A 23,287-nucleotide genomic window follows, 5' to 3' on the forward strand; every position below is an offset into this window, starting at 1 on the left:
GCGGACGCCTGTTACTTTCCGTTGTCGGCGATGATGTCCACGCCGGTCTTGCCGCCGGGCGCATCGGTGAAGAGGATGAAATAGGCGCTGCCATCGGCCTTGCGCGTGCCGCCCAGCACATGGTCGCCGCCCAATATCTTATGCTCGCCGTCGTAACCCGCGCGGCGGGCTACGGTATAATAATAGTCCATCACCCCCTGGCGTGGGGCGGGGGTAACGAAACTGGCCGCGCGCAGGGTGCAGCCGTCGGTCTCCGCGCCGGCCGCTTCGGTCAGCTGCGCGCCGGGATAGAGGGCGAAGGGGTCGGGCAGGCGCTGCGCCCATTCCATGCCATAGGCGAGTTTCTTCGAGCAATTGGCCGTGCCGCCGCGCCGCGTCGCCTGTTCGCGCGCGACGGCACCCAGCGTGACGCGCGACGCCATGGCGGTGCCTTCGCTGGCGGCAGGGGCAGAGAGCAGCTTGCCGCCCGCCTGCTTGACCGCTTGCGCCTGGGCCGCACCGGCATCGCCCGACAGCACCGGCACTGCGCCATTGGCGGGCTGGTCGGCGGGGCGCACGGCGTTGCGGTTGGACTGGCCCACCAGTTGCGGATCGACCACGATCGGGTCGGCCAGCGCGCCCTTGAGCGCGGGATCGACCGCATTGTTGGTGAGCTGCGCGTCGAGCGCGGCGAGATTGGCGTCCTTGTCGCCCTTGCCGCAGGCGGCCAGGCCAACCATAAGCGTGAGCAGGGAAACAGACCGGAAAAACGCCATTCTTCACTCCTTCGTAAACAAGGCATGAAGAACGGAGGTTAATTTTTCGTTAGGACATTTGGTGAATCGCGAAAAATTCCCCTATCGCAAGGCCAGTTTCTGCGCATTGGCCCTGTCGACCGACTTGTTCGCGCGCGGCGAAAGGATCATCTGACCATCATGCTCAATATCTTGTCCGGCTTTATCGGCCTTGTCACCCTTATCATGATGATCCCGGCGGTCTTTCCGTTTCTGGGCGCGCTCAACTGGATCTTCGTGCCCATGGCGCTGTTCGGCGCCTTTATCGGCATGTTCTCCTCGAAAAATGGTGGCCGCAATTTCTGCCTGATCGTCGCGGCGTTCGGCGCGTTGCGGCTGTTCATGGGCGGGGGGCTTATCTGACCGACGCGGACGCCAGTACACGCCGGGGATTGCTCGCGGCGCTGGGCGCTTATGGGCTTTGGGGGCTGCTGCCGATCTTCTTCCGGCTGCTGCACCATGTCGATCCGGTGGAAATCGTTACCCAGCGCATCCTCTGGTCGCTGCTGCTGATCCTGACGCTGCTGGCGCTGCGCAACGGTATCGGCCCGATGATCGCCGTGCTGCGCGATCGTCGTCTGCTGCTGGCGCTGGCTGGATCGGCAGTGATGATCGCGATCAACTGGCTGGTCTATGTCTGGGCGGTCAATGACGGCCATGTCGTGGCGACTAGCCTTGGTTATTTCCTCAATCCGTTGGTCAATGTGGCGCTGGGCGTATTGGTACTCAAGGAACGCTTGCGGCGCGGGCAGATGCTGGCGATCGGCTTTGCGGCGGTGGGAGTCGCCATCTTGGCGGCGTCCGCGATTACGACGCTGTGGATCAGCCTGACGCTGGCTTTCAGCTTCGCTTTCTATGGCCTCATCCGCAAGATGACGCCGGTAGCCCCGATGACGGGGTTGGGGGTCGAAACGCTGCTCCTTGCGCCGCTGGCGGTCGCCTATCTCGCCTGGGAGGCGAGCCATGGTCCCATCGGCTTTGGACAGGATGTATCGACCACTGCCTTGCTTATCATCGCAGGCGTAGTGACCACCGTGCCGCTGGTGCTGTTCGCCACGGCCGCGCGCAGCCTGCCCATGGCGACGCTGGGCGTGCTGCAATATCTCGCACCCACGTTGCAATTTGTCTGCGGCGTCGTGCTGTTCGGCGAGACGCTAAGCCGGGGCCAGATGCTGAGCTTCGGCCTGATCTGGGTCGGCCTCATCCTGTTCGCGACGGACAGCGTGAAGGCCGCCCGCCGCAATCGGGTCGCGACGGCTTAGGAAAATTCGGTCGCTTCGAACCGCACCGGTTCGCCCACCGCGGCATTGGCCAGCGCATCTTCCCACATCACGCGATGGCCGCGGATGATGGTGCCGACCGCCTTGCCGGTCAGGTCCATCCCCTCGAATGGCGACCAGTCGCAGCGCGAGGCGAGCCAAGCCTTGCCCACGGTCCAGCGCTTCTTGAGGTCCACCACGGTAAAGTCGGCGTCATAGCCAAGCGCGATCCGGCCTTTGCCGACCAGTCCGAACACCCGCTGCGGCCCTGACGAGGTCAGTTCGATGAAGCGGCGCAGCGTCAGCCGCCCCTCTGCCACATGGTTGAGCAGCAGCGGCACGAGCGTCTGCACGCCCGGCATGCCGCTGGGGCTGGCCGGGTAGGTCTTGGCCTTTTCCTCGATCGTGTGCGGCGCATGGTCGCTGCCCAACACGTCGGGCACGCCCTGATTGAGCCACTGCCACAGCCCGTCGCGATGCGCGGCGCTGCGGATCGGCGGGTTCATCTGCGCATAGCTGCCAAGGCGCGGATAGGCGTCCTCCGCCGCCAGCGTCAGATGCTGCGGCGTCACTTCGCATGTGGCGATATCCTTGTTCTGGCCGATATATTCCAGCTCGGCCGGCGTCGTGATGTGCAGGATGTGGATGCGCCGCCGCGCGGCACGGGCGAGCGCGATGATCCGCTTGGTCGCGATCATCGCGCTTTCATCGTCGCGCCAGACAGGGTGCGACGATGGGTCGCCCTCGACCCGATAATCCTTGCGCGCGTTCATCCGCGCCTCGTCCTCGGCATGGATGGCGACGCGGCGGGTGCCGCTGGCCAGTACGCGCGACAGGGCATCATCGTCATCGACCAGCAGGCTGCCGGTCGAGGCCCCCATGAAGATCTTGACCCCTGCCGTGCCGGGGATGCGTTCCAGTTCGCGTAATTGTTCGGCATTGTCCGCCGTCGCGCCGACATAAAAGGCATGGTCGCACCACATGCGATGCCGGGCGCGGACCAGCTTGTCATGGACGCGCGCGGCCGTGTCGGTGTTGGGATTAGTGTTGGGCATTTCGAACACGGCGGTCACCCCGCCGAGCACCGCCGCGCGGCTGCCTGATTCGAGGTCTTCCTTATGTTCGAGGCCCGGCTCGCGGAAATGCACCTGGCTGTCGATGCAGCCGGGCAATATGTCCAGCCCGCTACAGTCGATCACCTCGCCTGCATCGCCCAGGCTCGTCCCGATCGCCACGATCTTCCCTGCGCGCACGCCCACGTCCGTCTGCTCCGCGCCGCCCGGTGTATGGACGGTGCCGTTCTTGAGGATCAGGTCGAAAGTCTGGGTCATGGCGTGGTTCCGCTTGTCAAAACCCGTTCGGCCCGAACGGGTTGGTTATTCAGCGCGACTGTCCTACCTAAAGCCGATGACCGGCACCACCCTCACCGACCGCGCGCTCCTCAGAATTTCGGGCGAGGAGGCAAAGCCCTTCCTGCAAGGGCTGCTGACCCGCGACGTGCTGACGCTCAAGCCAGGGGAGGCGCGCTGGACCGGGTTGCTGACGCCGCAGGGCAAGGCGCTGTTCGACTTCCTGCTGTGGGGAGACGGCGAGGATGTGCTGATCGACTGCGAGGCTGGCCAAGCCGATGCGCTCGCCAGGCGCCTCACCCTCTATCGCCTGCGCCGCAAGGTGGTAATTGCGCGGGACGATGCGTTGGCGGTGCATTGGGCACCCGATGCGCAGGACAGGCCGCTCGACCCGCGCCTGCCCGCGCTCGGCCATCGCTGGATCGCGCCAGCGGGGGAGGGGGATGCCTCTGCCGCCTTCCGCGCGCATCGGCTGGCGATCGGCGTGTTCGAAGGGGTGAGCGAGCTGGGACAGGATCAGACGCTCTGGCTCGAAACCAATGCCGGGGAACTGCATGGCGTCGATTATGACAAGGGCTGCTATGTCGGGCAGGAAAATACCGCGCGGATGCATTATCGCGCCAAGGTGAACCGGCGGCTGGTCGCGGTGCCGCTGGCGCAGGCAGAGGAGAAGCGCCAGCGGGCTGCCTTGCCCGACCTTGGTCTGTCGATCGAACTGCGGCGGGTGGAGGATCTGGACCCCGCGCTGCTGCCGGACTGGCTGGCGCAAGCCATAGCGGCGCAGGTGGCGGAATGACCTGCCGACGCATGGGGCGGACGCTCCTTCTGGCCCTACTCGCCCTCCTCGTTACCCCAGCCATGGCCGACACGCCCTGGACGCTGGTCAAAACCTACCCGCATGACGAGACCGCCTTTACCCAGGGCCTCTTCTTCCACGACGGCGCGCTTTACGAAAGCACGGGACTGGAAGGCCGGTCGGACATCCGCAAAGTGGCGCTACGCACGGGCAAAGTGCTGGCCCGCCGTGCCGTCGATCGCCCCTATTTCGGGGAGGGCATGGTCAATTGGAATGACCGGATCGTCAGCCTGACCTGGCGGCACCGGCGCGGCTTCGTCTGGCGGCTCGATGATTTCGCGCCGATCGCCGACTTCCGCTATGAAGGCGAAGGCTGGGGCCTGACGCAGGATGGCAAGAGCCTGATCATGAGCGATGGCACCGCGCAACTGCGCTTCCTCGATCCTGACACGCTGACCGAACAGCGCCGCATCACCGTCAGCTGGAACGGTCGGGCGGTCGATCGACTGAACGAGCTGGAATATGTGCGCGGTGAAATCTGGGCGAATATCTGGTATGACACGAAGATTGCCCGGGTCGACCCCAGCAATGGCGCCGTGATCGACTGGGTCGACATATCCGCGCTGCGCAAGGCGGCGGGGGTGACGGACAGCGAAGCGGTGGCCAACGGCATCGCCTGGGACAGTAAAAGGGATCGCCTGTTCGTGACCGGCAAGAACTGGCCCAAGCTGTTCGAGATAAAGGTCGCCCGCGCAGCCGAATAGACCAGCCATGTGGTTGACAGGAAGCGGCCGAATCGCTAGTGGCGACCGATCCCGACACGCAGGTGACCGGCAGTGCTTTGCGCACTGACCGTCTTTTTTGCGTCTCGGAGGATAGTATGGATCGCGCTTTTCCGCCAGGAAAACCGGCCTTTGACGCTTTGAGATGGGGTGACGCCAATCGCCCCGTGGAGCAGGAGATTTAAGTACCATGGCACGTATTGCGGGTGTTAACATCCCGACCAACAAGCGCGTAATCATCGCGCTCACCTACATTCACGGCATTGGTCGCAAGACCGCCGTTGATATCGCCACCAAGCTCGGCATCGACCAGAGCCGTCGTATTCAGGATCTTTCGGACGCCGAAGTGCTCCAGATCCGCGAAACCATCGACGCCGACCTGACGGTCGAGGGCGATCTGCGTCGCAACACCGCGATGAACATCAAGCGCCTGATGGATCTGGCCTGCTATCGCGGCCTGCGTCATCGTAAGGGTCTGCCGGTTCGTGGCCAGCGCACGCACACCAATGCGCGCACCCGCAAGGGCAAGGCAAAGGCGATTGCCGGTAAGAAGAAGTAATCGTTGAGGGTCGCAGGCCTTTTGGCCTGACCCTCCGGCGACTTCTCCTTTTAAACGATTTCAGTAGGATAGAGCAAAATGGCACGCGAACCCCAGCGCATTAAGCGCCGTGAGCGCAAGAATATCTCGGCCGGCGTCGCGCACGTCAACGCCAGCTTCAACAACACCATGGTGACCATCACCGACGCCCAGGGCAATGCGATTTCCTGGTCCTCGGCCGGCATGATGGGGTTTAAGGGCAGCCGCAAGTCGACCCCGTACGCCGCTCAGGTGTGCGCCGAAGACGCGGGCCGCAAGGCCGCCGAACATGGCGTCCGTACCCTGGAAGTCGAAGTCAAGGGCCCTGGTTCGGGTCGTGAATCGGCTCTGCGCGCGCTGCAGGCCGTCGGCTTCCACATCACTTCGATTCGCGACGTGACGCCGATCCCGCACAATGGCGTGCGTCCGTCCAAGCGCCGCCGCGTCTAACCACGGCTGAGCGATATGGCGGGCGGCGGACGCGCCGCCCGTTACCCGTCTGCATCGGCCGCAACGTCCTGTCGGGTCCAGGATCATAAGCGTTTCGGCCACATCCCCAGGGGAATTACATGACTGTCAACATGAAGAACTGGCAGGAATTGAAGAAGCCCAACGCGCTGGAAATCAAGCCAACCAGCGACGGCAAGCGTAAGGCGACCTTCGTCGCCGAGCCACTAGAGCGCGGTTTCGGCCTGACGCTTGGCAACGCGCTACGCCGGGTTCTTCTTTCCTCGCTCCAGGGCGCGGCGGTCACCTCGATCAAGATCGAGAACGTCCTGCACGAATTTTCGTCGCTCGCTGGCGTGCGTGAGGACGTGACCGATATCGTCCTCAACATCAAGCAGGTTGCGCTGCGGATGGAAGGCGACGGGCCAAAGCGCCTGCAGCTTTCCGCCACTGGTCCCGCCGTGGTCAAGGCAGGCGACATCAGCGTCGTCGGCGATATCGAGGTGATGAACCCCGATCTGGTCATCTGCCATCTCGACCAGGGCGCCACGCTCAACATGGAACTGACGGCTGACATCGGCAAGGGCTATGTCCCCGCCGTTGCCAACCGCCCGGCCGATGCGCCGATCGGCCTCATCCCGATCGACGCGCTCTACTCGCCGGTCCGTCAGGTCGCGTATAAGGTGGACAACACCCGCGTCGGCCAGGAACTGGACTATGACAAGCTGTCGCTGACCGTCGAAACCGACGGCACCGTCACGCCGGAAGACGCGGTGGCTTTCGCTGCCCGTATCCTGCAGGACCAGCTCCAGCTGTTCGTCCACTTCGAAGACGCGCTGCCGACCGCAGCCCCCTCGCAGGGCGGCCATGCCGTCGCATCGACGTCGGACAGCGAAGGCGACACCAACCAGATCAACCGCTATCTTCTCAAGAAGGTGGACGAACTGGAACTGTCGGTCCGCTCGGCCAACTGCCTCAAGAACGACAACATCATCTATATCGGCGATCTGGTCCAGAAGACCGAAGCCGAGATGCTGCGCACCCCCAATTTCGGTCGCAAGTCGCTGAACGAAATCAAGGAAGTGCTGTCGTCCATGGGGCTGCGCCTGGGCATGGACATCCCCGGCTGGCCGCCTGAGAATATCGAGGAAATGGCCAAGAAGCTCGAACAAGAGCTGCTGGGCTAAAGAAAACTCCGTCATCCCCGCGAAAGCGGGGACCCATCTCCCAGCCTTGCGCCTGGGGATGGGTTGGGAGATGGGTTCCCGCCTGCGCGGGAATGACGAACAATGGGGCGGTCCCGTCACCGCCTGGTCTGGGGTACCTCGAACGGCCCCTTAACGAACGAAGGAAGAGATTATGCGTCATAAAATGGGTCAGCGTAAGCTGCAACGCGCCACCGGCCATCGTAACGCGCTGCTGCGCAACCTCGCCGCCTCGCTCATCAAGCATGAGCAGATCATGACTGGCACGGTCAAGGCAAAGGCGCTGCGTCCCTATGTCGAAAAGCTGATCACGCTGGCGAAGAAGGGTGGCCTGTCCAACCGTCGTCTCGCCCATGCGCGGCTTCAGGACGACACGCAGCTGATCAAGCTGTTCGAGACGCTGGCCGAACGCTATAAGGATCGCAACGGCGGCTATACCCGCGTGATCAAGGCCGGTTTCCGCGCGTCGGACGCTGCGCCGATGGCGATCATCGAGCTGGTCGACCGCGACGTCAGCGCCAAGGGTCAGGATTCCGGCCCGCTGCAGAATGAAGACGAAGACGAGCTGGAAGCAGCCTGATCCGTCAGTTCCGACTGTCGGCATGACCTGACAGTCGGACCATATTGCTTTATCAACAGGCCGTGGCTCTCAAGAGAGCTGCGGCCTGTTGGCGTTGAAGAAGACTGTGAGAGGATGCGCGCGTGTTTCGCCTGACCCTGCTGCCGCTGCTGCTGGCGGCGACGCCTGCGCTGGCCGGGCCGAATGCGGCTATCATCGATGCGGGCGCGCAGGATGGCAGCCTGCGCTACCCCGCCGCGCGACGGCTCGATCTGGTCGAGGATCATTTCGGCGTAAAGGTCGCCGACCCCTATCGCTGGCTGGAAAACGACCTGCGCGCCGATCCGGCGGTGCGCGACTGGGTGGCCCAGGAAAATGCCCTGACCCGCCGCTATATCGACGGGCTACCGGGCCGCGATGCGCTCAAGGCGCGGATGCAGGCCTTGTTGTCGCATGGTCGCTACACCGTGCCGCGCAAGGCGGGTGGCCGCTATTTCTACGGCTACAACAAGGGCCTACAAAACCAGACCCCGCTCTACGTGCGCGACGGACTGACGGGTGCGCAGCGCCTGTTGCTCGATCCCAATGACTGGGCCAAGGACGGCGCGAGCGCGCTCGCCGAATGGGCACCATCCCCCGATGGCCGCTACCTCGCTTATGCGATGCAGGAGGCGGGGAGCGACTGGCGCACCCTGCGCGTGCTGGACGTGGATAGCGGACGGACGCTGAACGAACGGGTCGAATGGGTAAAATTCTCGCAGATTGCCTGGGACGGGCGGGGCGAGGGGTTCTTCTATTCCCGCTATGCCCCTCCGGCGGACGGCGAGACATTTCGCTCTGCCAATGAGGGGCAGCAGCTTTTCTACCATCGGATCGGCACGGAGCAGGTCCAGGACCAACTTGTCTACGAAACGCCCGACCGGCCCAAGCTCAGCCATCAGGCGCAAGTGACGAGCGATGGCGGCTGGCTGGTGATCAACAGTTTCGAAGGCATCGACAGCCGACGCGAAGTCCATGTCGCCGTGCTGGACGGCGGGCCGGTCAAGCCGCGCCTGCTGGTCAAGGGACCGACGCATGACTGGCGGCTGGTCGGCAGCCGGGGGACGACACTCTACTTCATCACCAACAAAGCCGCTGCCCGATCGCGGTTGGTAACGCTCGACGCCGCACGGCCGCGCCGAGGGGCGAAGGAAGTGGTGGCGGAGCGGGCGGAAATGCTGGCGGGCGGGTCGCTGGTCGGCAACCGCCTTGTCCTCGCCTATGTCAGCGAGGCGGAGACGATTGCCGAACTGGTCGAACTGGACGGGCGCAAGGTGGCGGACGTGCCGCTGCCGGGCATGGGGACGGCGGCGGGCTTTGGCGGGCGCGATGGCGACCCGGAGACCTTCTTCAGCTTTTCCGGCTTCGTCACCCCCTCCAGCATCTATCGGTTCGACACCGCAACCATGGAAAGCAGCGTGTTCGCGCAGCCCGACCTGCCCTTCAACCCCGATGATTTCGGCATCGAACAGCGGCTCTACCCGTCCAAGGACGGCACGCCGATCCCGATCACCATCATCCGCAAAAAGGTGCTGGCCGACCGGGCGATCGCCGCGCCGACCATCCTCTATGGCTATGGCGGGTTTAACATCAGCCTGACGCCCGGCTATTCGGCGACGCGGCTCGCCTGGCTGGAGCAGGGCGGGGTCTATGCCATCGCCAATCTGCGCGGCGGCGGTGAGTTCGGCAAGGCCTGGCATGAGGCCGGGCGCGGGGCGAACAAGCAGAATGTGTTCGACGATTTCATCGCGGCGGGCGAATGGCTCAAGAGCAATGGCTATACGCCCAAGGACGGCCTGGCGATCGAAGGGCGCTCCAATGGCGGGTTGCTGGTCGGTGCCGTAGTCAACCAGCGGCCCGACCTGTTCGCCGCTGCCCTGCCTGCCGTGGGCGTGATGGACATGCTGCGTTTCGACCGCTTCACCGCCGGGCGCTATTGGGTCGATGATTATGGCTCGCCGGGCCGGGCCAAGGATTTCCCGCTCCTCTACGGCTATTCGCCCTATCACAATATATTGGGCGGCAAGGACTATCCCGCCATCCTCGTGACCACGGCCGATACGGACGACCGGGTCGTGCCTGCGCACAGCTTCAAATATGCAGCCGCCCTGCAAGCCGCAGCGGTCGGGGACCGGCCCCGGCTATTGCGGGTGGAAAATCGTGCGGGCCATGGCGCGGGCAAGCCGATCGACAAGCTGATCGACGAATATGCCGACAGCTATGCCTTTCTGGCGCATTTCACCGGACTGACGATCCAGCGAAAGCCCCAATGACGCGCCCTCAATAATCCTTCGAATAGCGAAGGTTGGCTGACGACCCGGCGTTGGTGCCAGTCTTGGACAGCAGGCTGAGCGTCTTCGACAGGGCGATTTCCAACTGGGTCGCCGTAAAGCCGCGCGAGTCCGTGATGATCTCCACATAAATATCGTTGGAGATACGCTGGCCGACCGCGAGCGATGTGCCGCGCCCCGTCTGCTCGTCGCCGCCGACGATGCCGATCCGGTCGATGCCGGTTGCGCCCTGCAGCTTGCCCATCGGATTGAGCCCTCCGCTGCCGCCGCGCAGGCCGTTCAAGGCTGCGGCCAGCTGGATCGCCTGCGTCGCCGACAGGTTGGCGACATTATCGCCGAACAGGATGCGCGACAGGATTTCATCCTGCGGCAGGCTGGGTGTCGAGATGAAGGCGATGTCGGGCTGTTGCGCGCTGCCGGTGACTTGCAGGCCCGCCGTGACCGTATCGATCCGCGTCTCCGCCTTGATCGCCAGCGTGGGGTTCATCATCGGCCCGTTGAAGGTGATGATGCCCTGCTCCAAGTCGAACTGCTTGCCGGAGAAGCTGTAACGGCCCCGCAGCACTTCCAGCTTGCCGACGACGCGCGGATTGGCGGTGGTGCCGGTGACGCGCATGTCGGTCTTCCATTCGGAATCGAGGCCCATGCCGGTCACATAGATTTCATTGTCGGCCCGCACGCGGATGTCGAGCTTCCAGTCGGCAGGCTGGGCCGCGGTCTTGCGCGCGGCCATACGCTGGTCGAGGATATCGACACCCTCGCCCTTGCGACGGACGCCCTGGAGCTGACGGATTTCCGTGCCACCCTGCCAGGCCACCTTGTAACGGGTTTCGGGCAGACTGAGATCACCCTTGATTAGGCCGCCATTGGCCGCGCTGTTGGTGATGGCCAGTGATCCGCTCACCACGCTGGTAATCGCTTCGCTGCGCGCCAAGCGTGCGCGGTCGAGCCTGACCGCGATGTTCATCGGAAATCCGCTATCCGCCGCCAGCCCTACCGTGCCGGACGCCTGCACCGTTCCGTCGCCAGCGCGCCCTGAAAAGTCGCGGATGTCGAGCCGGTCGTTGGTGAAGCGCCCGTCGAGCTTCATCTGCGTGACGCGGGTGCCGAACGTCTCATTCTCATAGGTCAGCGCGTTGGCGCGGGCGATGCCGTTGACGCGCGGGGCCGTCAGCCGCCCGCTAAAGTCCGCAGCGACGGCAAGGCCACCGGTCAACTGCTGGTCGGCGAGGCCCGCGAAGGAGAAGAGGACATCGGCCGGGCCAGAATAGCGGATGCCGCCGCCGAGCGGGGCGGACTGGAGCTGTTCGCTCCAGCTTGCGCCGGGGCCGGGGGGGGCGAGCGTCGCGACGAAGCGGCCAAGCGTCGCGCTGCCGCGCCGGATCAGCCCGCGCATGTCGCCGCCGGCGGCGGACAGTTTGCCCTCCATCGTCATCGATACGGGGTCGGATACGGCCGACAGGCTCGACCGGCGGAAATCGGCGATGGCAAGCCGCGTGGTCGCGGTCGGGAAAGCATTGCCCTGCTGCACATAGTCGAGTGCGCCCGTCATGCGACCGCCAATGCCCATGCCGGGGGCCGCCATGTTGACGATGGCGAGGTCGAAATCCTTGAAGCGCGCTTGCACCGCCGTCGTGCCGCCGAAGCGCCCGGCCAGATCGACCTTGCCCTGCGGCAAGACCAATGTCGCCGGGTCGAGGCGATAGCCGCTCGGTTCGGTGCGGATGATGGCGGGCTGGGCTAGGCGGAACGGGATGTTGCCCGCCTTGCCCTGCAACGCCACGGCGTAGAGTTCGGGGCGCAGTGCGGCATTGGCGGCGATCGAGAAGGGCACGCCGCTGGAACCGTCCGCAACCAGCTGGGCCTTGCCGCGTCCACCCTGATAATCGAGCTTCGCCCGCGCCTTGCGCACGATATAGTCGCCATAGGCGGCGTTGGCGATCTGGGCGTCGGCGGTGATGCGCGGTTGATCGGTCAGCACCATCGACGCGGTGACGATCGCGCGGCCGATCAATATCTCCGCGTCGCCCGGCAATTTGGCGTTGCTGGCGGTCGCATTGACGTTCACGCCCTGCGCCTTGCCAACCGCGGCGAGGCGGATCGCGCCGGTGATGCCGGAGCCGTTCATCGCCAGCTGGCCGGTAAAGGGACCAGCAGCGCTCTGCTGGATGCGGCCGTTCATGTCCACACCGGCGAAACGCGCACGGGTGACGTCGATGGTGAGTGGCCCTTGGGCGGTGCGGATCAGCACATTGGCGAAGAAAGGCCCATAGGGCGACCCGCCGGTGGCTTCCAGGCGATAGCCCGCCGCTTCGCCATTCAGTTTCGCGACGACGTCGGACAGTTGCACGCCGACATTGGGCCGCGATGCACGCAGCACCGCCTGCGGCCGTTCCATCGTCCCGCGCACGGTCAGCGCAAGCGGGCCATATTGGCGCGAGGAAGCGGTCGCATCGAAGGCGATCGCGCCATCCGTATCGTAACTGCCCGACCCCGATTGAATCGTGAAATTGGGCGCTGCCCCCTTGAGGCCCGCGAGCGTGAATTTGCCCTCCGGCGTCATGCCGATGCGGCCGCTGGCCACGGCATTGCCGCCCAGGAAATCGCGGACGGAGGCGTTCTCCCAGCGCGCGGTGCGCACGCCGAAGCGACCGGACAAGCCAAAGCCGCCCTTGGGGCCGGGGACCAGTTCGACATCGGTGTTGAGATTGACGATGCCGACGCCGTCGATCTTATAGTCGTTGACCCTACCTTTAAGCGCCCCGCGATAGAGGGCGTTGTCGAGATCGGCGAGGATGACCGCGGTTGCGTCGATCCGGTCACTGTCGATCTTGAGATTGTCGCTGATCAGCTTGCCGCCCGCATAGGCGAAGTCGCCCTTGACGCGCAGATTGTTCATCAGACCGCCTGCCGCAGCATTCAGGCCGGTCACGCGGCTCGCCGTGGCGTTCACGGGAATGCGGATGCGGTCGGTGTCGATCACCGCCCGCCCGCTGGCCTTCAGATTTTCGATGCCGGTTGCGTCGAACGCCAGATTTCTGGCGGTAATGTCATAGTCGATGAACGGCGTCGCCATGGGCCCGTCGAGAATGATCGAGGCGCGGACATCGCGGCCCCGCACCTTCTCCATGATCGCGCCGGGGGTCAGCAGCGCGGCGTTGATGCGCAGCGCGCTAAAACGGCTGGCGGCTAGGTCGATGACGCCTTGTGCATCGGCGGATAGAGCAGGCGAGCGCAGCGTGCCTTTGAGGTTCACACGGCGTTCGTTAAGACCCGCAAACAGATCGACATCCAGTTGCGGTGCGGTCAGGCGATCGACGGTGCCCGCCATGACGAGGCCGGGACGAACCGGACCTTTGGCGGTGAAATTGCCATTGCGCGCGGCGATGGCGACGTTGGCGAGTTCGCCGTTGGGACTGGTGGCGACGATGCGCCCGTCCCACGCCTGCCAAGTGCCCTTGCCATCCAAGGTCGCGGTCATGCCATCGGTCAGGCCCGACATGGCGGCGATGACGCCGCCCTTTGGCGCGGTCAGCGTGCCGCTCATGGCGAGGCGGTTCTGCGACGGCACGGCGTCCAGCTTCGCCTGCAACCGATCGCCGCTATCGACGATCGCATCGGCGGACAGGATCGCGCGGCCATCGGCGATGTGCGTGACGCCGTCGATGGCGATCTCGCGCTTCTGGCCGATGACGGGCCGGGCAAGGATGAACTTGCCGATCTTCATCCGATCGACGTCGATGTCGAGGTCGGGCAGGATCGGCGCGTTGGGATCAGTCGGGGTTTCGTTAAATTGGGGGCTGCGCGCCAGCACAACCAAAGGCGTTTCGAGCAGGCTGACCGAGATGTGGTTATTGATGTAACGAAACGGTTTCCACACCACATGCACGCGCGGGCTGACCGCGAACACGCCCTTGGGGTCGCGCAGGATCAGGTCGTGAATGACCATATCGCTATAGATGGACCCGTCGATCCGCCCGACCTCGATTGCCATCCCCGATTCCATCTGGAACGCGGCGATCTGCTGGATCAGGAATTTCTTGCCCGGCTGGGTGTTAAGGCCAAGCAGCAACACGCCCGTCAGCAAGACCAGTGCGACGATCAAGCCGACAACGCCGATCACGATCTTCTGCCACAAGGGGCGACCCTGGCGCACCGTGTCGATCCGGTCGGAGGTGAGGGTGTCGTCCTGCGTCATCAGAAAGCCTGCCCGATCCCGATATAGACGGCGAATTTGGATTCGCCCGGTTGCCGGTTGATCGGCATGGCGATGTCGGCGCGGAACGGACCGAAATTGGTATAGAAGCGCCCACCCAGACCCACGCCATAGCGCATGTCGGAAAATTCGGGGACCTGGCTTTCATACACCTGCCCCGCATCGACAAAGGCAACCACGCCATAATTGCCGAAGCGATAGCGGCCCTCGACCGCAAATTCATTGACGGATCGGCCGCCGATCGGGTCCGCGTTTACGTCCTTGGGTCCCAGTTCCTGGAACCCGAAGCCGCGCACTGATCCGCCGCCACCGGCATAGATGCGCCGCGATGGCGCGACATCGTCACGGGCCACGCCGTTGATGGTGCCAAGGCGCGTGCGCGCGGCGATGACCAGGCTGTCCGATACCGGGAAATAACCGCTCAAGTCGAAGGTGCTGCGCACATAGGGCGAAACATTACCCTGCAACGAGGCTTCGGGCGACACGCGCAAATTAGCGCGGAAGCCCCTTGTGGGGTTGAGCAGGTCGTTGGACCGGTCATAGCCGACCTGCACCGGCAGCGCGCCGATGAAATAAGTCAGGCGGCTATTTTCGCCGGTTGCGGCGTTAATCGTCGTCTGCTCGTTCGACAGCAGGATTTCCGCGCCATAGCTATAGGTCCAGCGCTTCTGGAAGATCGGCGTCGATTGCCGTGCCCAGGTGATGTTGAGGCCAGCGGTAAAGGCCTCATAGGCGTCATATTTCTGATGGTTGAGCAGCGCCCCGGCCTGAAACGTGCGGTCCCGCTTGCCCGCATTGGAGCGGCGGAAGGTGCCCGACACGCCCTGTTCCTGCGTGCCGGCAACCACGCTGGCGATCAGCGCGCCTTCAGGCGGAAAGAGGTTGCGGTGGGTCCAGGTGCCTTCCGCGCGAAAGCCCTGGCCGGTGCCATAGCCTGCTTCGCCAGCCAGCGTGCGCGGTGGTCCCGCCTCCTGTTCGACATGCAGGTCGACATATTCAGTTCCGTCCGGCCCGGCTTCGCCCGTGCGCACCGGATCCACGCCGACGCTGGCGAACAGGCCCGTCGCCACCAGTGCCTTGCGCAGGTCATCGACCTTGCGGCTGTCATAAAGTTGGCCTGGCTTGTAGCGGCGGATGACCTCCATATGGTCGGCGCCAAAGGCCTGCTTGTCGCCGCTCGTGGTGATCTTGCGGAATGTGCCACGCGGGCCGGTGTCGACGGGCAGGGTATAGTCGCCCGTTATGGTCGCCGGGTCGAGCAGGATGTCGCGCTCGCCCACCTTGGCAAAGGCATAGCCATTTTCCGGCAGCTTCAGCGCGACATTGGCTTCTGCACCCTCGATCGTGGTGGCGACGATATAATCGCCGGTCTTGAGCGGCAGGCTGTCCCGCACCAGTCCGGGGGGTACGGTCGATCCGGCGGTGATGACGATATCGCCGAGCGTGTAGCGTTTGCCCGGCGTCACCGAAACGACCGCCTTGAGCGTGCCGTCACCGGTCTGATCGAGGCTGGCGAGCGCGGTCGCATCATAATAGCCTTCGGAATAGAGCAGGCGCACGGCGAGCTTCTCATCCTCCTGCGCCCGCGCCTGCACCATGGCTGCGGTTTCCGCCTTGCCATCGCCATCGATCAGGGTCGATGCATCCTTGAACGCATCCTCCAGGCCGGTCTTGCCGAACCCGTCGATGCTGGTCGCATAGCGGATGTCGGGCTGCTTGGCATTGGGATCATCGTCGGACGCGGCATTGGCGGGCACGGTCACGCTGTCGAGCGGGGCCAGGGGCTGGGCGAGTTCCACCTCCTGCGCGGGTTCGGTGGCAGGCGGCAATTGTGTCGGCGCGTCGGCCTGTTGCGGCATCTGCTGGTCGATCCAGCTGTCGATGGATGGAAGAGGGGCTGCTGGGTCGGTATTTTCGACCTGCGGCAGGCGCGCTTCAAACTGATCGTCGGGCAGGATCGGTTCTTCGCTCGCTGTCGCGTCATAGGGGAGCGCAGGCACAGGGTCATTGGTCGTCTGCGCCATGAGAGGCAGGGGCGACGCGGTGACGAGGATAAGGCCCAACATGCGCCGGACATGATGTGCCTGCCGTCTGATCATGAAAATGCGATGCCCCTTCATCGCCAGCCCTGTAATTGGCCGACGAACTTCCAATACGCGCAACGGGTTGCGCCGGTTCCGCCCAAGCGACGATTAGCCGCGACGGGGGCGCTTCCCACCGGCCCAAGGCCCGTCTAGAGCAAGCGCATGACATTTGCGCTCAATATTTCGCGATCCCTGATGGGCCAGCCCTGGCGTTGGCGCGGAGAAGGCGCGGACGCGCGCGACCCCTCCTATCTGCCCGACGATCTGGTCACGCAGTTGCTGATGGCGCGCGGCTGCCCGCGCGAGGCGCTGGAGGCGCATCGCAACCCGACGATCCGCGCCTTCATGCCCGATCCCAGCCTGTTCCGCGACATGGACGCGGCGGCCGAGCGATTGGCCGATGCCGTGCAGCGTGGCGAGGATGTGCGCATCTTCGGCGACTATGATGTGGACGGCGCGACCAGCGCGGCGCTGCTGATCCGGCTGCTGCGCGATCTGGGGCTGGAGGCCAAACCCTATATCCCCGATCGCCTGATGGAGGGCTATGGCCCGTCGGGCGAGGCACTGGTGCGCCTCGCAGGCGAAGGGGCGAGCCTGATCGTCACCGTCGATTGCGGTGCGCAGGCGTTCGAGGCGCTGGCGATGGCGAAGGCGACCGGCGTCGATGTCGTGGTGGTCGATCATCATAAATGCAGCGCGGCGTTGCCCGAAGCCCTGGCGCTGGTAAACCCCAACCGGCTGGACGAGGGGGACGAAGCGGCAACGCATGGCCATCTCGCCGCCGTCGGTGTCGCTTTCTTGCTGGGCGCAGCGCTGGTGCGGCTGTTGCGCGGGCGCGGCTGGTTCGCGACGCGGGCCGAACCCGCGCTGATGGAATTGCTCGATATCGTCGCGCTCGGCACGGTGGCGGATGTGGCGCAGTTGCGCGGCCTCAACCGCGCCTTCGTCGCGCAGGGGCTCAAGGTTATGGCCAAGCGGCGCAATATCGGCCTCGCCGCGCTGATCGACGCCAGCCGCCTGACCCGCGCGCCACTCTGCCATGATTTGGGCTTTGCGCTGGGGCCGCGCATCAATGCGGGCGGGCGCGTGGGGCAGGCGGATCTCGGCGTGCGGTTGCTCACGACGCTGGACCCGGCCGAGGCGGCGCGGATCGCGGGACAGCTCGACCATTATAATGAGGAACGCCGCGCGATCGAATCGACGGTGCAGGAACAGGCCGAGGCGCTGCTCGACGCGCAGGGCAATCGCGCCGTCGCGGTGATCGCCGGGCTGGGCTGGCATCCGGGCGTCATCGGTATCGTCGCCGGGCGGATCAAGGAAAAGGCCGGCCGACCCGCCATCGTCATCGCGCTGGACGAGGATGGCGTGGGCAAGGGGTCGGGCCGGTCGATCTCCGGCGTGGATTTGGGCGCGGCGGTGATGGCGGCCAAGGATAGCGGCCTGCTGGTCGCTGGCGGGGGGCATGCCATGGCGGCCGGGCTGACCGTCGCGGCAGATAAGGTCGATGCGCTTGCCGATTTTTTGGACGACCGACTGGCAAGTGCGGTGGCGCGCGCGCGCGACGACCGGGCGTTGTTGATCGACGCGGTGCTGGCCCCGGCGGGCGTGAACCCCGAATTCGTCGCCGCGATCGAACAGGGCGGCCCCTATGGCGCAGGCTGGCCCGCCCCCCGGATCGCCGCTGGCCCCATGCGCGTGGTCAAGGCCGATGTGGTCGGCAACGGCCATCTGCGCGCCATCATGGCGGGCGCGGACGGCCGGTCGATCAAGACCATCGCCTTTCGTCAGGCCGAAAGCGACATGGGCCAGGCGATATTGGGCGCGTCCTACGACCGGCGGCTGTGGGTCGCGGGACGCGCGAAGATCGACGATTGGGGCAGCCGCCCTGCCGCCGAACTGCATCTGGACGACGCCGCCTGGGCCGACTGATCAGCTTGGGCTTTTTTGCCCGCAAAAGGGGTTGACCGCCGCGCCGTCTCCTCCTAATGCCCCCCTCACTTCGCAGCGCCGCTTCGGCGGTGCTTGTATGTGGTCCCATCGTCTAACGGTTAGGACACTGCCCTTTCACGGCAGCGATACGGGTTCGAATCCCGTTGGGATCACCACCTTCTCTACATCGAAGATGCAATAAAATGCCCGATCGGCATTTTCCTTCATGGCTACGCAGCAAGATTTCTTCCCACCGACCTCAGTCGTTGCCATCCGACACGACGCTCGCCACCATTTCGGTCTTGGCCCGATCGATGGACCATAAGCGGCCTTTCTCGACCGGATCCCAGTCGATCGCCTGACCCGGCGTGGCGATGCCGATGGTGCGGCGCAGTTCCAGGCGCGATCCGGCTTCTGGCAGCGCCAGTTCGTACATTTCCGGCCGATCATGGCCGGTCGCATAGAGGCGACCATCTTTGCTCCAGCTAAGGCCAGAGCAACTGAACGGTGCAAAGCGCGCCAGCACCTCGGCCGGGAACGTCCATGCCGCTTCCTGCCGGAAGGCGTCGTCCAGCCGCGCCAGCAGCGTGTAGCGATGATCCCGGTTCGGCTCGCCCCCCTTGCCATCATAATTGGCATAGACCGCCCACCATTTGCCATCATGCCGGTCGAGCGCGGTCAGCGAACCGGGGCCAAAGCCCAGGCTGATCGTGCGCTTGTGGCGCATCGTGCGGGTGTCGAAAATCTCGATGGCGCTGGTCTGGGGCAGCTGCGGATAATTGGACGCGGCGCAGACCAGGTCATGCCCCGCGACGGTACAACTGTTCATGTGGGGGAACAGCCGTCGCTCCCCCTGCCATTGGGCGACCCGCTTGCCGCTGGCGATGCTATATTTGCCGATCCGGTCATTGTCGATGGCATAGAGATGCGTGCCGTCCGATGCGACGCCTTGCCGCGCTTCCGGTGCCGCCATGCGCAGTATGACGGGAACGGGTGGCGGCGAAGGCATCTCGGCCATCGGTTCCGCCCCAGCCGGGACAAAGCCGAGCATCAGGCTCGCGAGGATCAGCAGGATAAAGGGCATGAGAGACTTCCGATTGCGTTGACTAGCCAGTCTAAGCCAGCATTATAACGGTTGCGTGGCAACGGTCGCAGCCATTGTGCCAGGCGACGGCGGCGCCAGGAACATCTGATGGGTGCCCGAAGGCAAGGAGACGGCGCGATAGCCATGCGATCGCGCCCAATCGATCAGCACCGCATCCAAACCGCGAGGAAAGGCCGCCGTGGGTTTGCCTTCACTGCCCGTCAGGATGATGGCGGGCGGCTTCGCATCCAGATCCGCTTCGGCAGAGAGGATAGTCGTCGCATGAAAGGCCCGCGCCTCATCGCGTGTCAGGATATGGCGCGTGCGGAACAGGAAAGGCCCGGTGACGAAGCGGCGATCGACCGGCAGCGCCGCATCCACCGCCCGTTCCGGCGACAGGGTAACGATCGACCCGGACAGGCCGGTCGAAGCCACAATGCGATCCACTGCACGCACGTCCTGCATGATCCCCTGAACCGGACTGTGGCCCGCCAGCATATTGGCCGCTGTCTTCGTCGCGGTCTGTGCCACGCCTGCGACGATGCCCAACGCGATCAGGGCGCGGCTAGCGCGACGATGCCAGAAGGGCGCGTCGGTCAGCAGCGCAAAGCGAAGGAAGAGCGCGGGCAGCAAAGGCCCCAGATATTGGACATAGATGGGTCGCGGCAGCCAGGCGGCCACCAGACCAGCGACGATCATCATATCGAGCAGCCGTTCGACCGGCATGCGTCGCCGGGTGACCACCAACGCAACGGCGACCAGCGCAATCAGGCCGCAGCCCTGCGCCAGAAAGCGGGCCAGCCGCACGAGACTCTTCGGCCCGCCGAGCATGGCGGCCTTCTCATTCCAGGCGCGCCACTCGAACGGGGCCTTCAGGCTATAGTCGATAATCCCGAACCAGGCCGCGTCGGGTGCCAGCAGGGCCAGCGCCATCGTCGGCACACCACCCAGCACGCCGCCCAGAGCGAGCAGGCCGACTCTGGCCGCGCCAAGCGTGCGCCAGTGACATAGCGCAAACAGGCCAACGGCCGCGGCCGGAAGGCCATAGCTGATTTTCGCCGACGCGGCCGCCCCCAGCAACAGCCCGGCCAGTAGCGCGGTCCACCGCGCACGGTCATTCTGGAGCAGGTTCATCAAGGCGGCCAGCCCGGCCGTCATCAGCAACACGGGCAGCGCATCGTTGCGCGCAACACTCCCGGCGAACAACAGCATATGGCTCGACAATAAAGCCACCGCCGCGATCGCCGCCGCCCGGTCCGACGCACCCGCCCGCCGCGCGGCCATCCACAGACAAACACTTGCCCCCAGCGCGAGCAGGGCATTGACAGCGCGCAGTGCCGCAAAGAGCCACCCCTCCGCGATCCACGCCAGCGGCGCGAACAACAATGGCTGCAAGGGCGTCTGGAGATAGGCGAAGTCGCGATAGGGCAGGCCGAAGCGCATCATCGCGACCGCGCCGACATATTGCCCCTCGTCATGATCGATCGGGCGGAACGCCGCCACGGTCAACATCAGGGCCGCGATCAGCAGCAGCAGGGCAATCCGCAATGGCATGGGACTTGCGCCTACCAGCCAAGTCGCGCGCGGGCCATCACCGCACGCGCCTGGTCGGCGGCGCGCAGCGAACCGGACAGGTCATCGCGCGCAAACGTCCCGCTCACCAGATTGTCCGGGTCGGTCATATGCAGCGACAGGGTAATCGGTCGCCCGCCGACCGCAGCCAGCGCATAATAGCAGCCAGCGCATAATAGACGCCGGCCTCGACCCGCACGGCGCGCGGGCCGGACACCGCCATGGCAGGCGCGCTGGTACGCGCAACCGACAGGGCCGCGCGCCAGGGACCGTCCTGCCAGACGGACCCGGCCGACAGGCTCTGTTCGCGCACGATGTCGCCGCCGGACATGCGAACCCGCGCGTCGCTGTAGCGGATCGACCATTGCCACTGCGGTGTCACCTGATGGCGCGCTTCCAGAATCGCACCATCGATCCGTGCGGAGCCGCTGTTGACCGGCACCGTGCCGCGTCCGGTAAAGCGCAACCGGTCATCGATCCGACCGCCCTGCAAGGACAGGGACAGGCCGAGCGTGGGCGCAGCGCTCCAATCGGCACGCCCCTGCACGCGGCTTTGCGTTTCCGGCTTCAGCGTCCGGCGCAGCGCCAGAAAATCATCGTGGCGCAATCCCATCGGTCCGCTCATGCCCGTTTCGCCATAGGCCCGTAATGTGTCGGCATAATCCAGGCTCAACGCCAAATCCTGCCGCGCCTGCAGGACTAACGTCGCGCGCGGCAGAAACCAGTCGTTCGCACGCAGTTTTTCGCGCCCTGGCCCCGCGGTGACATTGGCATTGCGGTTGCTGACCTTGATCCCATGCCAGCCCAGCGTGGCGGTCAGATGCTCGCTGACCAGCCGGCGATCCTGCACGCCATAGCGCACCATCCGGCTGCGCGAGAGCCTATGCGGCGCGAACGACGTCGCGTCGGTCGTTCCAAGGAATCGCCGCGCGGTCGTCTGCCAGCGGATCTGAATGTCCTGGTCACGATCATCGGCCTGGACCGGCGTTGCCGCTTCCATCCGTGGGCGGAACTGCGGAGAGGCTGGTCGGGGCGCAGTGATTGGCGACAGACCGGACGGGCGCTTCAGCGAAAAGCGGATGCCTGTTTCTACCGGCACTTCCTGCGCCTGGGCGACGGTAGAGGCAGGGATGAGCCAGAGCAACGGCCAGACGGCCCGGCTCACGATACTGCCCCCGCACGGCCCGATCGCGCCAGATCGACCCCGCTGCGCAGGCTGTAGTCGACCACATAACCGAAATGGTCGGAGAGCGGCTGGCTATCGGGTTCCGATCCGAAGGGGACATGCGCCGCGACCACTTTGAGCGGACGGTCGCCCGCACCCCGTGCGAACAGCCAATCCTTCGCCCGCGCTCTGGTAGACGTCAGGTCGCGCCGGATCGCGTCGCTGGCCCAGGCGGATTGCGCCAGCGCCCGGCGCGCGCCGTCCAGTTCCGGCGCGATGAAGCGCATGTCGGCCTGCGCGAACCGGGTGAAGAAGATATGGGCGCGCAACCGATCCTGCCCGATATTCATGTCACCGCCCAGGATCAGCGGCTGACCGGCAGGCACATGCGCCGCCACGAACTGCGTCACCAGATCGACCTGCCGGGTAAAGGCGCGCTGCGATCGGTCGATCGCTACGCCTGCGGCTTTGCGGGCGTTGAGATGCGTGTTGACGATGCTGACCGGCCGGTCGAAGCCCGGCACGCTTATATGCGCGATCAACACGCCCTTGTTGGCCAGGCAATCGAACCCGGCGCAGGCAAAGTCGGGAAAGGCCATGCGATCGATCCGGGTGATGGGATAGTCGGACAGGATTTGCAGGCCACTGCTCAACTGCTTGCCGATCGCCTCTCCGCGATCCCACCGCGCTTGCGCCAGATGCGACTGGTCCGCCCCCTGCGCCGCTGCAGTGGAACGGTGCGCTACGTCCGGCCCCTGCGCAACATGGCGATAGCCCGCGCGCGCGGCGATCTGCGCCGCCTCCGGCGTGAAGGCTTCCTGCAACAGGATGATATGCGGCTGTCGCCCCGACTGTCGCAGCAGGGCGAGCCGGTCGGCGATAGCGGTCAGCGCGGCGCGCCGATCCGACACGATCGGCCAGGGCAGTCCCTTGATATTATAGGTCATGACCGACAATCGCCCGTCGTTCGAAACGGGCTTCGCAATGCCCCATTGCGGCGCGGCCTGGTCGCCACCATGGGTCGATCCGGCGGCGGCGAGCGCGACAAGCCCTGCGAACAACACAGCGCGAAATGGTCGGTACATGGTGACGGCCCCCCGTTTGACCGGAGGATAGCGGGCCAATGAGTCGTCCCCATGTCGCTTAAGCGGCGGGGCTAT

General features: G+C 65.1%; 18 protein-coding genes and 1 tRNA gene. 11 read left to right on the forward strand and 8 right to left on the reverse strand.

Going from position 1 to position 23,287, the window contains the following annotated elements:
• Positions 1-11: 11 nt before the first annotated feature.
• Complete coding sequence (locus SxD43FB_RS11500) at positions 12-755, reverse strand: hypothetical protein (RefSeq protein WP_096062290.1); 744 nt, start codon at positions 753-755, stop codon at positions 12-14.
• Between the two features lie 159 nt (positions 756-914).
• Here SxD43FB_RS11500 and SxD43FB_RS11505 point away from each other — a divergent pair, with 159 nt between their 5' ends.
• Positions 915-1,136: a hypothetical protein gene (locus tag SxD43FB_RS11505; RefSeq protein WP_043150086.1), complete on the forward strand. Its 222-nt coding sequence runs from the start codon at positions 915-917 to the stop codon at positions 1,134-1,136.
• Between the two features lie 29 nt (positions 1,137-1,165).
• Positions 1,166-2,035, forward strand: a complete 870-nt coding sequence (gene rarD, locus SxD43FB_RS11510) for an EamA family transporter RarD (protein WP_255245690.1) — start codon at positions 1,166-1,168, stop codon at positions 2,033-2,035.
• Here the strand turns inward: rarD and SxD43FB_RS11515 are convergent.
• Complete coding sequence (locus tag SxD43FB_RS11515; RefSeq protein ID WP_096062292.1) at positions 2,032-3,363, reverse strand: dihydroorotase; 1,332 nt, start codon at positions 3,361-3,363, stop codon at positions 2,032-2,034. The two genes, rarD and SxD43FB_RS11515, sit on opposite strands and share 4 nt — an antisense overlap.
• A 76-nt stretch (positions 3,364-3,439) precedes the next feature.
• Between SxD43FB_RS11515 and SxD43FB_RS11520 the strand changes: the two genes are divergently transcribed.
• The 7 genes from SxD43FB_RS11520 to SxD43FB_RS11550 all read left to right on the forward strand — a co-directional run bounded on the left by SxD43FB_RS11520 (position 3,440) and on the right by SxD43FB_RS11550 (position 10,059).
• Positions 3,440-4,177, forward strand: coding sequence for a folate-binding protein YgfZ (locus SxD43FB_RS11520; RefSeq protein ID WP_096062293.1), 738 nt, complete (start codon positions 3,440-3,442; stop codon positions 4,175-4,177).
• Positions 4,174-4,941: a glutaminyl-peptide cyclotransferase gene (locus tag SxD43FB_RS11525; RefSeq protein ID WP_255245691.1), complete on the forward strand. Its 768-nt coding sequence runs from the start codon at positions 4,174-4,176 to the stop codon at positions 4,939-4,941. Before SxD43FB_RS11520 ends, SxD43FB_RS11525 begins: the two co-directional genes overlap by 4 nt.
• A gap of 208 nt (positions 4,942-5,149) precedes the next feature.
• Positions 5,150-5,518, forward strand: coding sequence for a 30S ribosomal protein S13 (gene rpsM, locus SxD43FB_RS11530; protein ID WP_037477457.1), 369 nt, complete (start codon positions 5,150-5,152; stop codon positions 5,516-5,518).
• Between the two features lie 78 nt (positions 5,519-5,596).
• On the forward strand, positions 5,597-5,986 hold the full coding sequence (gene rpsK / locus SxD43FB_RS11535; protein WP_004208752.1) for a 30S ribosomal protein S11: 390 nt from the start codon (positions 5,597-5,599) through the stop codon (positions 5,984-5,986).
• Between the two features lie 119 nt (positions 5,987-6,105).
• Positions 6,106-7,170: a DNA-directed RNA polymerase subunit alpha gene (locus SxD43FB_RS11540; RefSeq protein WP_037477455.1), complete on the forward strand. Its 1,065-nt coding sequence runs from the start codon at positions 6,106-6,108 to the stop codon at positions 7,168-7,170.
• A gap of 172 nt (positions 7,171-7,342) precedes the next feature.
• Complete coding sequence (gene rplQ / locus SxD43FB_RS11545; protein ID WP_037477453.1) at positions 7,343-7,768, forward strand: 50S ribosomal protein L17; 426 nt, start codon at positions 7,343-7,345, stop codon at positions 7,766-7,768.
• A 170-nt stretch (positions 7,769-7,938) separates the two neighbouring features.
• On the forward strand, positions 7,939-10,059 hold the full coding sequence (locus tag SxD43FB_RS11550; RefSeq protein ID WP_255245696.1) for a prolyl oligopeptidase family serine peptidase: 2,121 nt from the start codon (positions 7,939-7,941) through the stop codon (positions 10,057-10,059).
• 7 nt (positions 10,060-10,066) lie between these two features.
• On the opposite strand, the gene SxD43FB_RS11555 is transcribed toward SxD43FB_RS11550, so the two are convergent.
• Positions 10,067-14,275 (reverse strand): translocation/assembly module TamB domain-containing protein, encoded by a 4,209-nt coding sequence (locus SxD43FB_RS11555; RefSeq protein ID WP_096062296.1) that lies wholly within the window; start codon positions 14,273-14,275, stop codon positions 10,067-10,069.
• Positions 14,275-16,392 carry a BamA/TamA family outer membrane protein gene (locus tag SxD43FB_RS11560; protein WP_176482756.1) on the reverse strand — a complete coding sequence of 706 codons (2,118 nt, stop codon included), beginning with the start codon at positions 16,390-16,392 and terminating at the stop codon, positions 14,275-14,277. The genes SxD43FB_RS11555 and SxD43FB_RS11560 overlap by 1 nt, the downstream gene beginning before the upstream one ends.
• Before the next feature lie 147 nt (positions 16,393-16,539).
• On the opposite strand from SxD43FB_RS11560, the gene recJ reads away from it, so the two are divergent.
• Together recJ and SxD43FB_RS11570 are read left to right on the forward strand one after the other, a co-directional pair.
• Complete coding sequence (recJ, locus tag SxD43FB_RS11565) at positions 16,540-18,306, forward strand: single-stranded-DNA-specific exonuclease RecJ (protein ID WP_096062297.1); 1,767 nt, start codon at positions 16,540-16,542, stop codon at positions 18,304-18,306.
• 101 nt (positions 18,307-18,407) lie between these two features.
• Positions 18,408-18,482, forward strand: a tRNA-Glu gene (locus SxD43FB_RS11570).
• 83 nt (positions 18,483-18,565) lie between these two features.
• On the opposite strand, the gene SxD43FB_RS11575 is transcribed toward SxD43FB_RS11570, so the two are convergent.
• From SxD43FB_RS11575 to SxD43FB_RS11590, 4 genes are all read right to left on the reverse strand, one after another.
• Positions 18,566-19,390 (reverse strand): hypothetical protein, encoded by an 825-nt coding sequence (locus tag SxD43FB_RS11575; RefSeq protein ID WP_096062298.1) that lies wholly within the window; start codon positions 19,388-19,390, stop codon positions 18,566-18,568.
• 42 nt (positions 19,391-19,432) lie between these two features.
• On the reverse strand, positions 19,433-20,944 hold the full coding sequence (locus SxD43FB_RS11580; protein WP_096062299.1) for a phospholipid carrier-dependent glycosyltransferase: 1,512 nt from the start codon (positions 20,942-20,944) through the stop codon (positions 19,433-19,435).
• 124 nt (positions 20,945-21,068) lie between these two features.
• Entirely contained in the window at positions 21,069-22,127 is a 1,059-nt protein-coding gene (locus SxD43FB_RS11585) for a TonB-dependent receptor (protein ID WP_141249500.1), read from the reverse strand.
• Entirely contained in the window at positions 22,124-23,212 is a 1,089-nt protein-coding gene (locus SxD43FB_RS11590; RefSeq protein ID WP_096062301.1) for an endonuclease/exonuclease/phosphatase family protein, read from the reverse strand. The genes SxD43FB_RS11585 and SxD43FB_RS11590 overlap by 4 nt, the downstream gene beginning before the upstream one ends.
• Positions 23,213-23,287 lie beyond the last annotated feature (75 nt).

It is taken from the genome of Sphingobium sp. D43FB, assembly GCF_002312805.1.
Taxonomy (GTDB): Bacteria; Pseudomonadota; Alphaproteobacteria; order Sphingomonadales; family Sphingomonadaceae; genus Sphingobium.

Excerpts from the sequence above, each read along its gene's own strand:
- rplQ (WP_037477453.1), top strand. The coding sequence starts at position 7,343 with ATGCGTCATAAAATGGGTCAGCGTAAGCTGCAACGCGCCACCGGCCAT.
- SxD43FB_RS11575 (WP_096062298.1), bottom strand. The coding sequence starts at position 19,390 with ATGCCCTTTATCCTGCTGATCCTCGCGAGCCTGATGCTCGGCTTTGTC.
- SxD43FB_RS11515 (WP_096062292.1), bottom strand. The coding sequence starts at position 3,363 with ATGACCCAGACTTTCGACCTGATCCTCAAGAACGGCACCGTCCATACA.
- rpsM (WP_037477457.1), top strand. The coding sequence starts at position 5,150 with ATGGCACGTATTGCGGGTGTTAACATCCCGACCAACAAGCGCGTAATC.
- SxD43FB_RS11555 (WP_096062296.1), bottom strand. The coding sequence starts at position 14,275 with ATGACGCAGGACGACACCCTCACCTCCGACCGGATCGACACGGTGCGC.
- SxD43FB_RS11525 (WP_255245691.1), top strand. The coding sequence starts at position 4,174 with ATGACCTGCCGACGCATGGGGCGGACGCTCCTTCTGGCCCTACTCGCC.
- SxD43FB_RS11520 (WP_096062293.1), top strand. The coding sequence starts at position 3,440 with ATGACCGGCACCACCCTCACCGACCGCGCGCTCCTCAGAATTTCGGGC.
- recJ (WP_096062297.1), top strand. The coding sequence starts at position 16,540 with ATGACATTTGCGCTCAATATTTCGCGATCCCTGATGGGCCAGCCCTGG.
- rpsK (WP_004208752.1), top strand. The coding sequence starts at position 5,597 with ATGGCACGCGAACCCCAGCGCATTAAGCGCCGTGAGCGCAAGAATATC.
- SxD43FB_RS11500 (WP_096062290.1), bottom strand. The coding sequence starts at position 755 with ATGGCGTTTTTCCGGTCTGTTTCCCTGCTCACGCTTATGGTTGGCCTG.
- SxD43FB_RS11560 (WP_176482756.1), bottom strand. The coding sequence starts at position 16,392 with ATGATCAGACGGCAGGCACATCATGTCCGGCGCATGTTGGGCCTTATC.
- SxD43FB_RS11590 (WP_096062301.1), bottom strand. The coding sequence starts at position 23,212 with ATGTACCGACCATTTCGCGCTGTGTTGTTCGCAGGGCTTGTCGCGCTC.
- SxD43FB_RS11505 (WP_043150086.1), top strand. The coding sequence starts at position 915 with ATGCTCAATATCTTGTCCGGCTTTATCGGCCTTGTCACCCTTATCATG.
- SxD43FB_RS11580 (WP_096062299.1), bottom strand. The coding sequence starts at position 20,944 with ATGCCATTGCGGATTGCCCTGCTGCTGCTGATCGCGGCCCTGATGTTG.
- SxD43FB_RS11540 (WP_037477455.1), top strand. The coding sequence starts at position 6,106 with ATGACTGTCAACATGAAGAACTGGCAGGAATTGAAGAAGCCCAACGCG.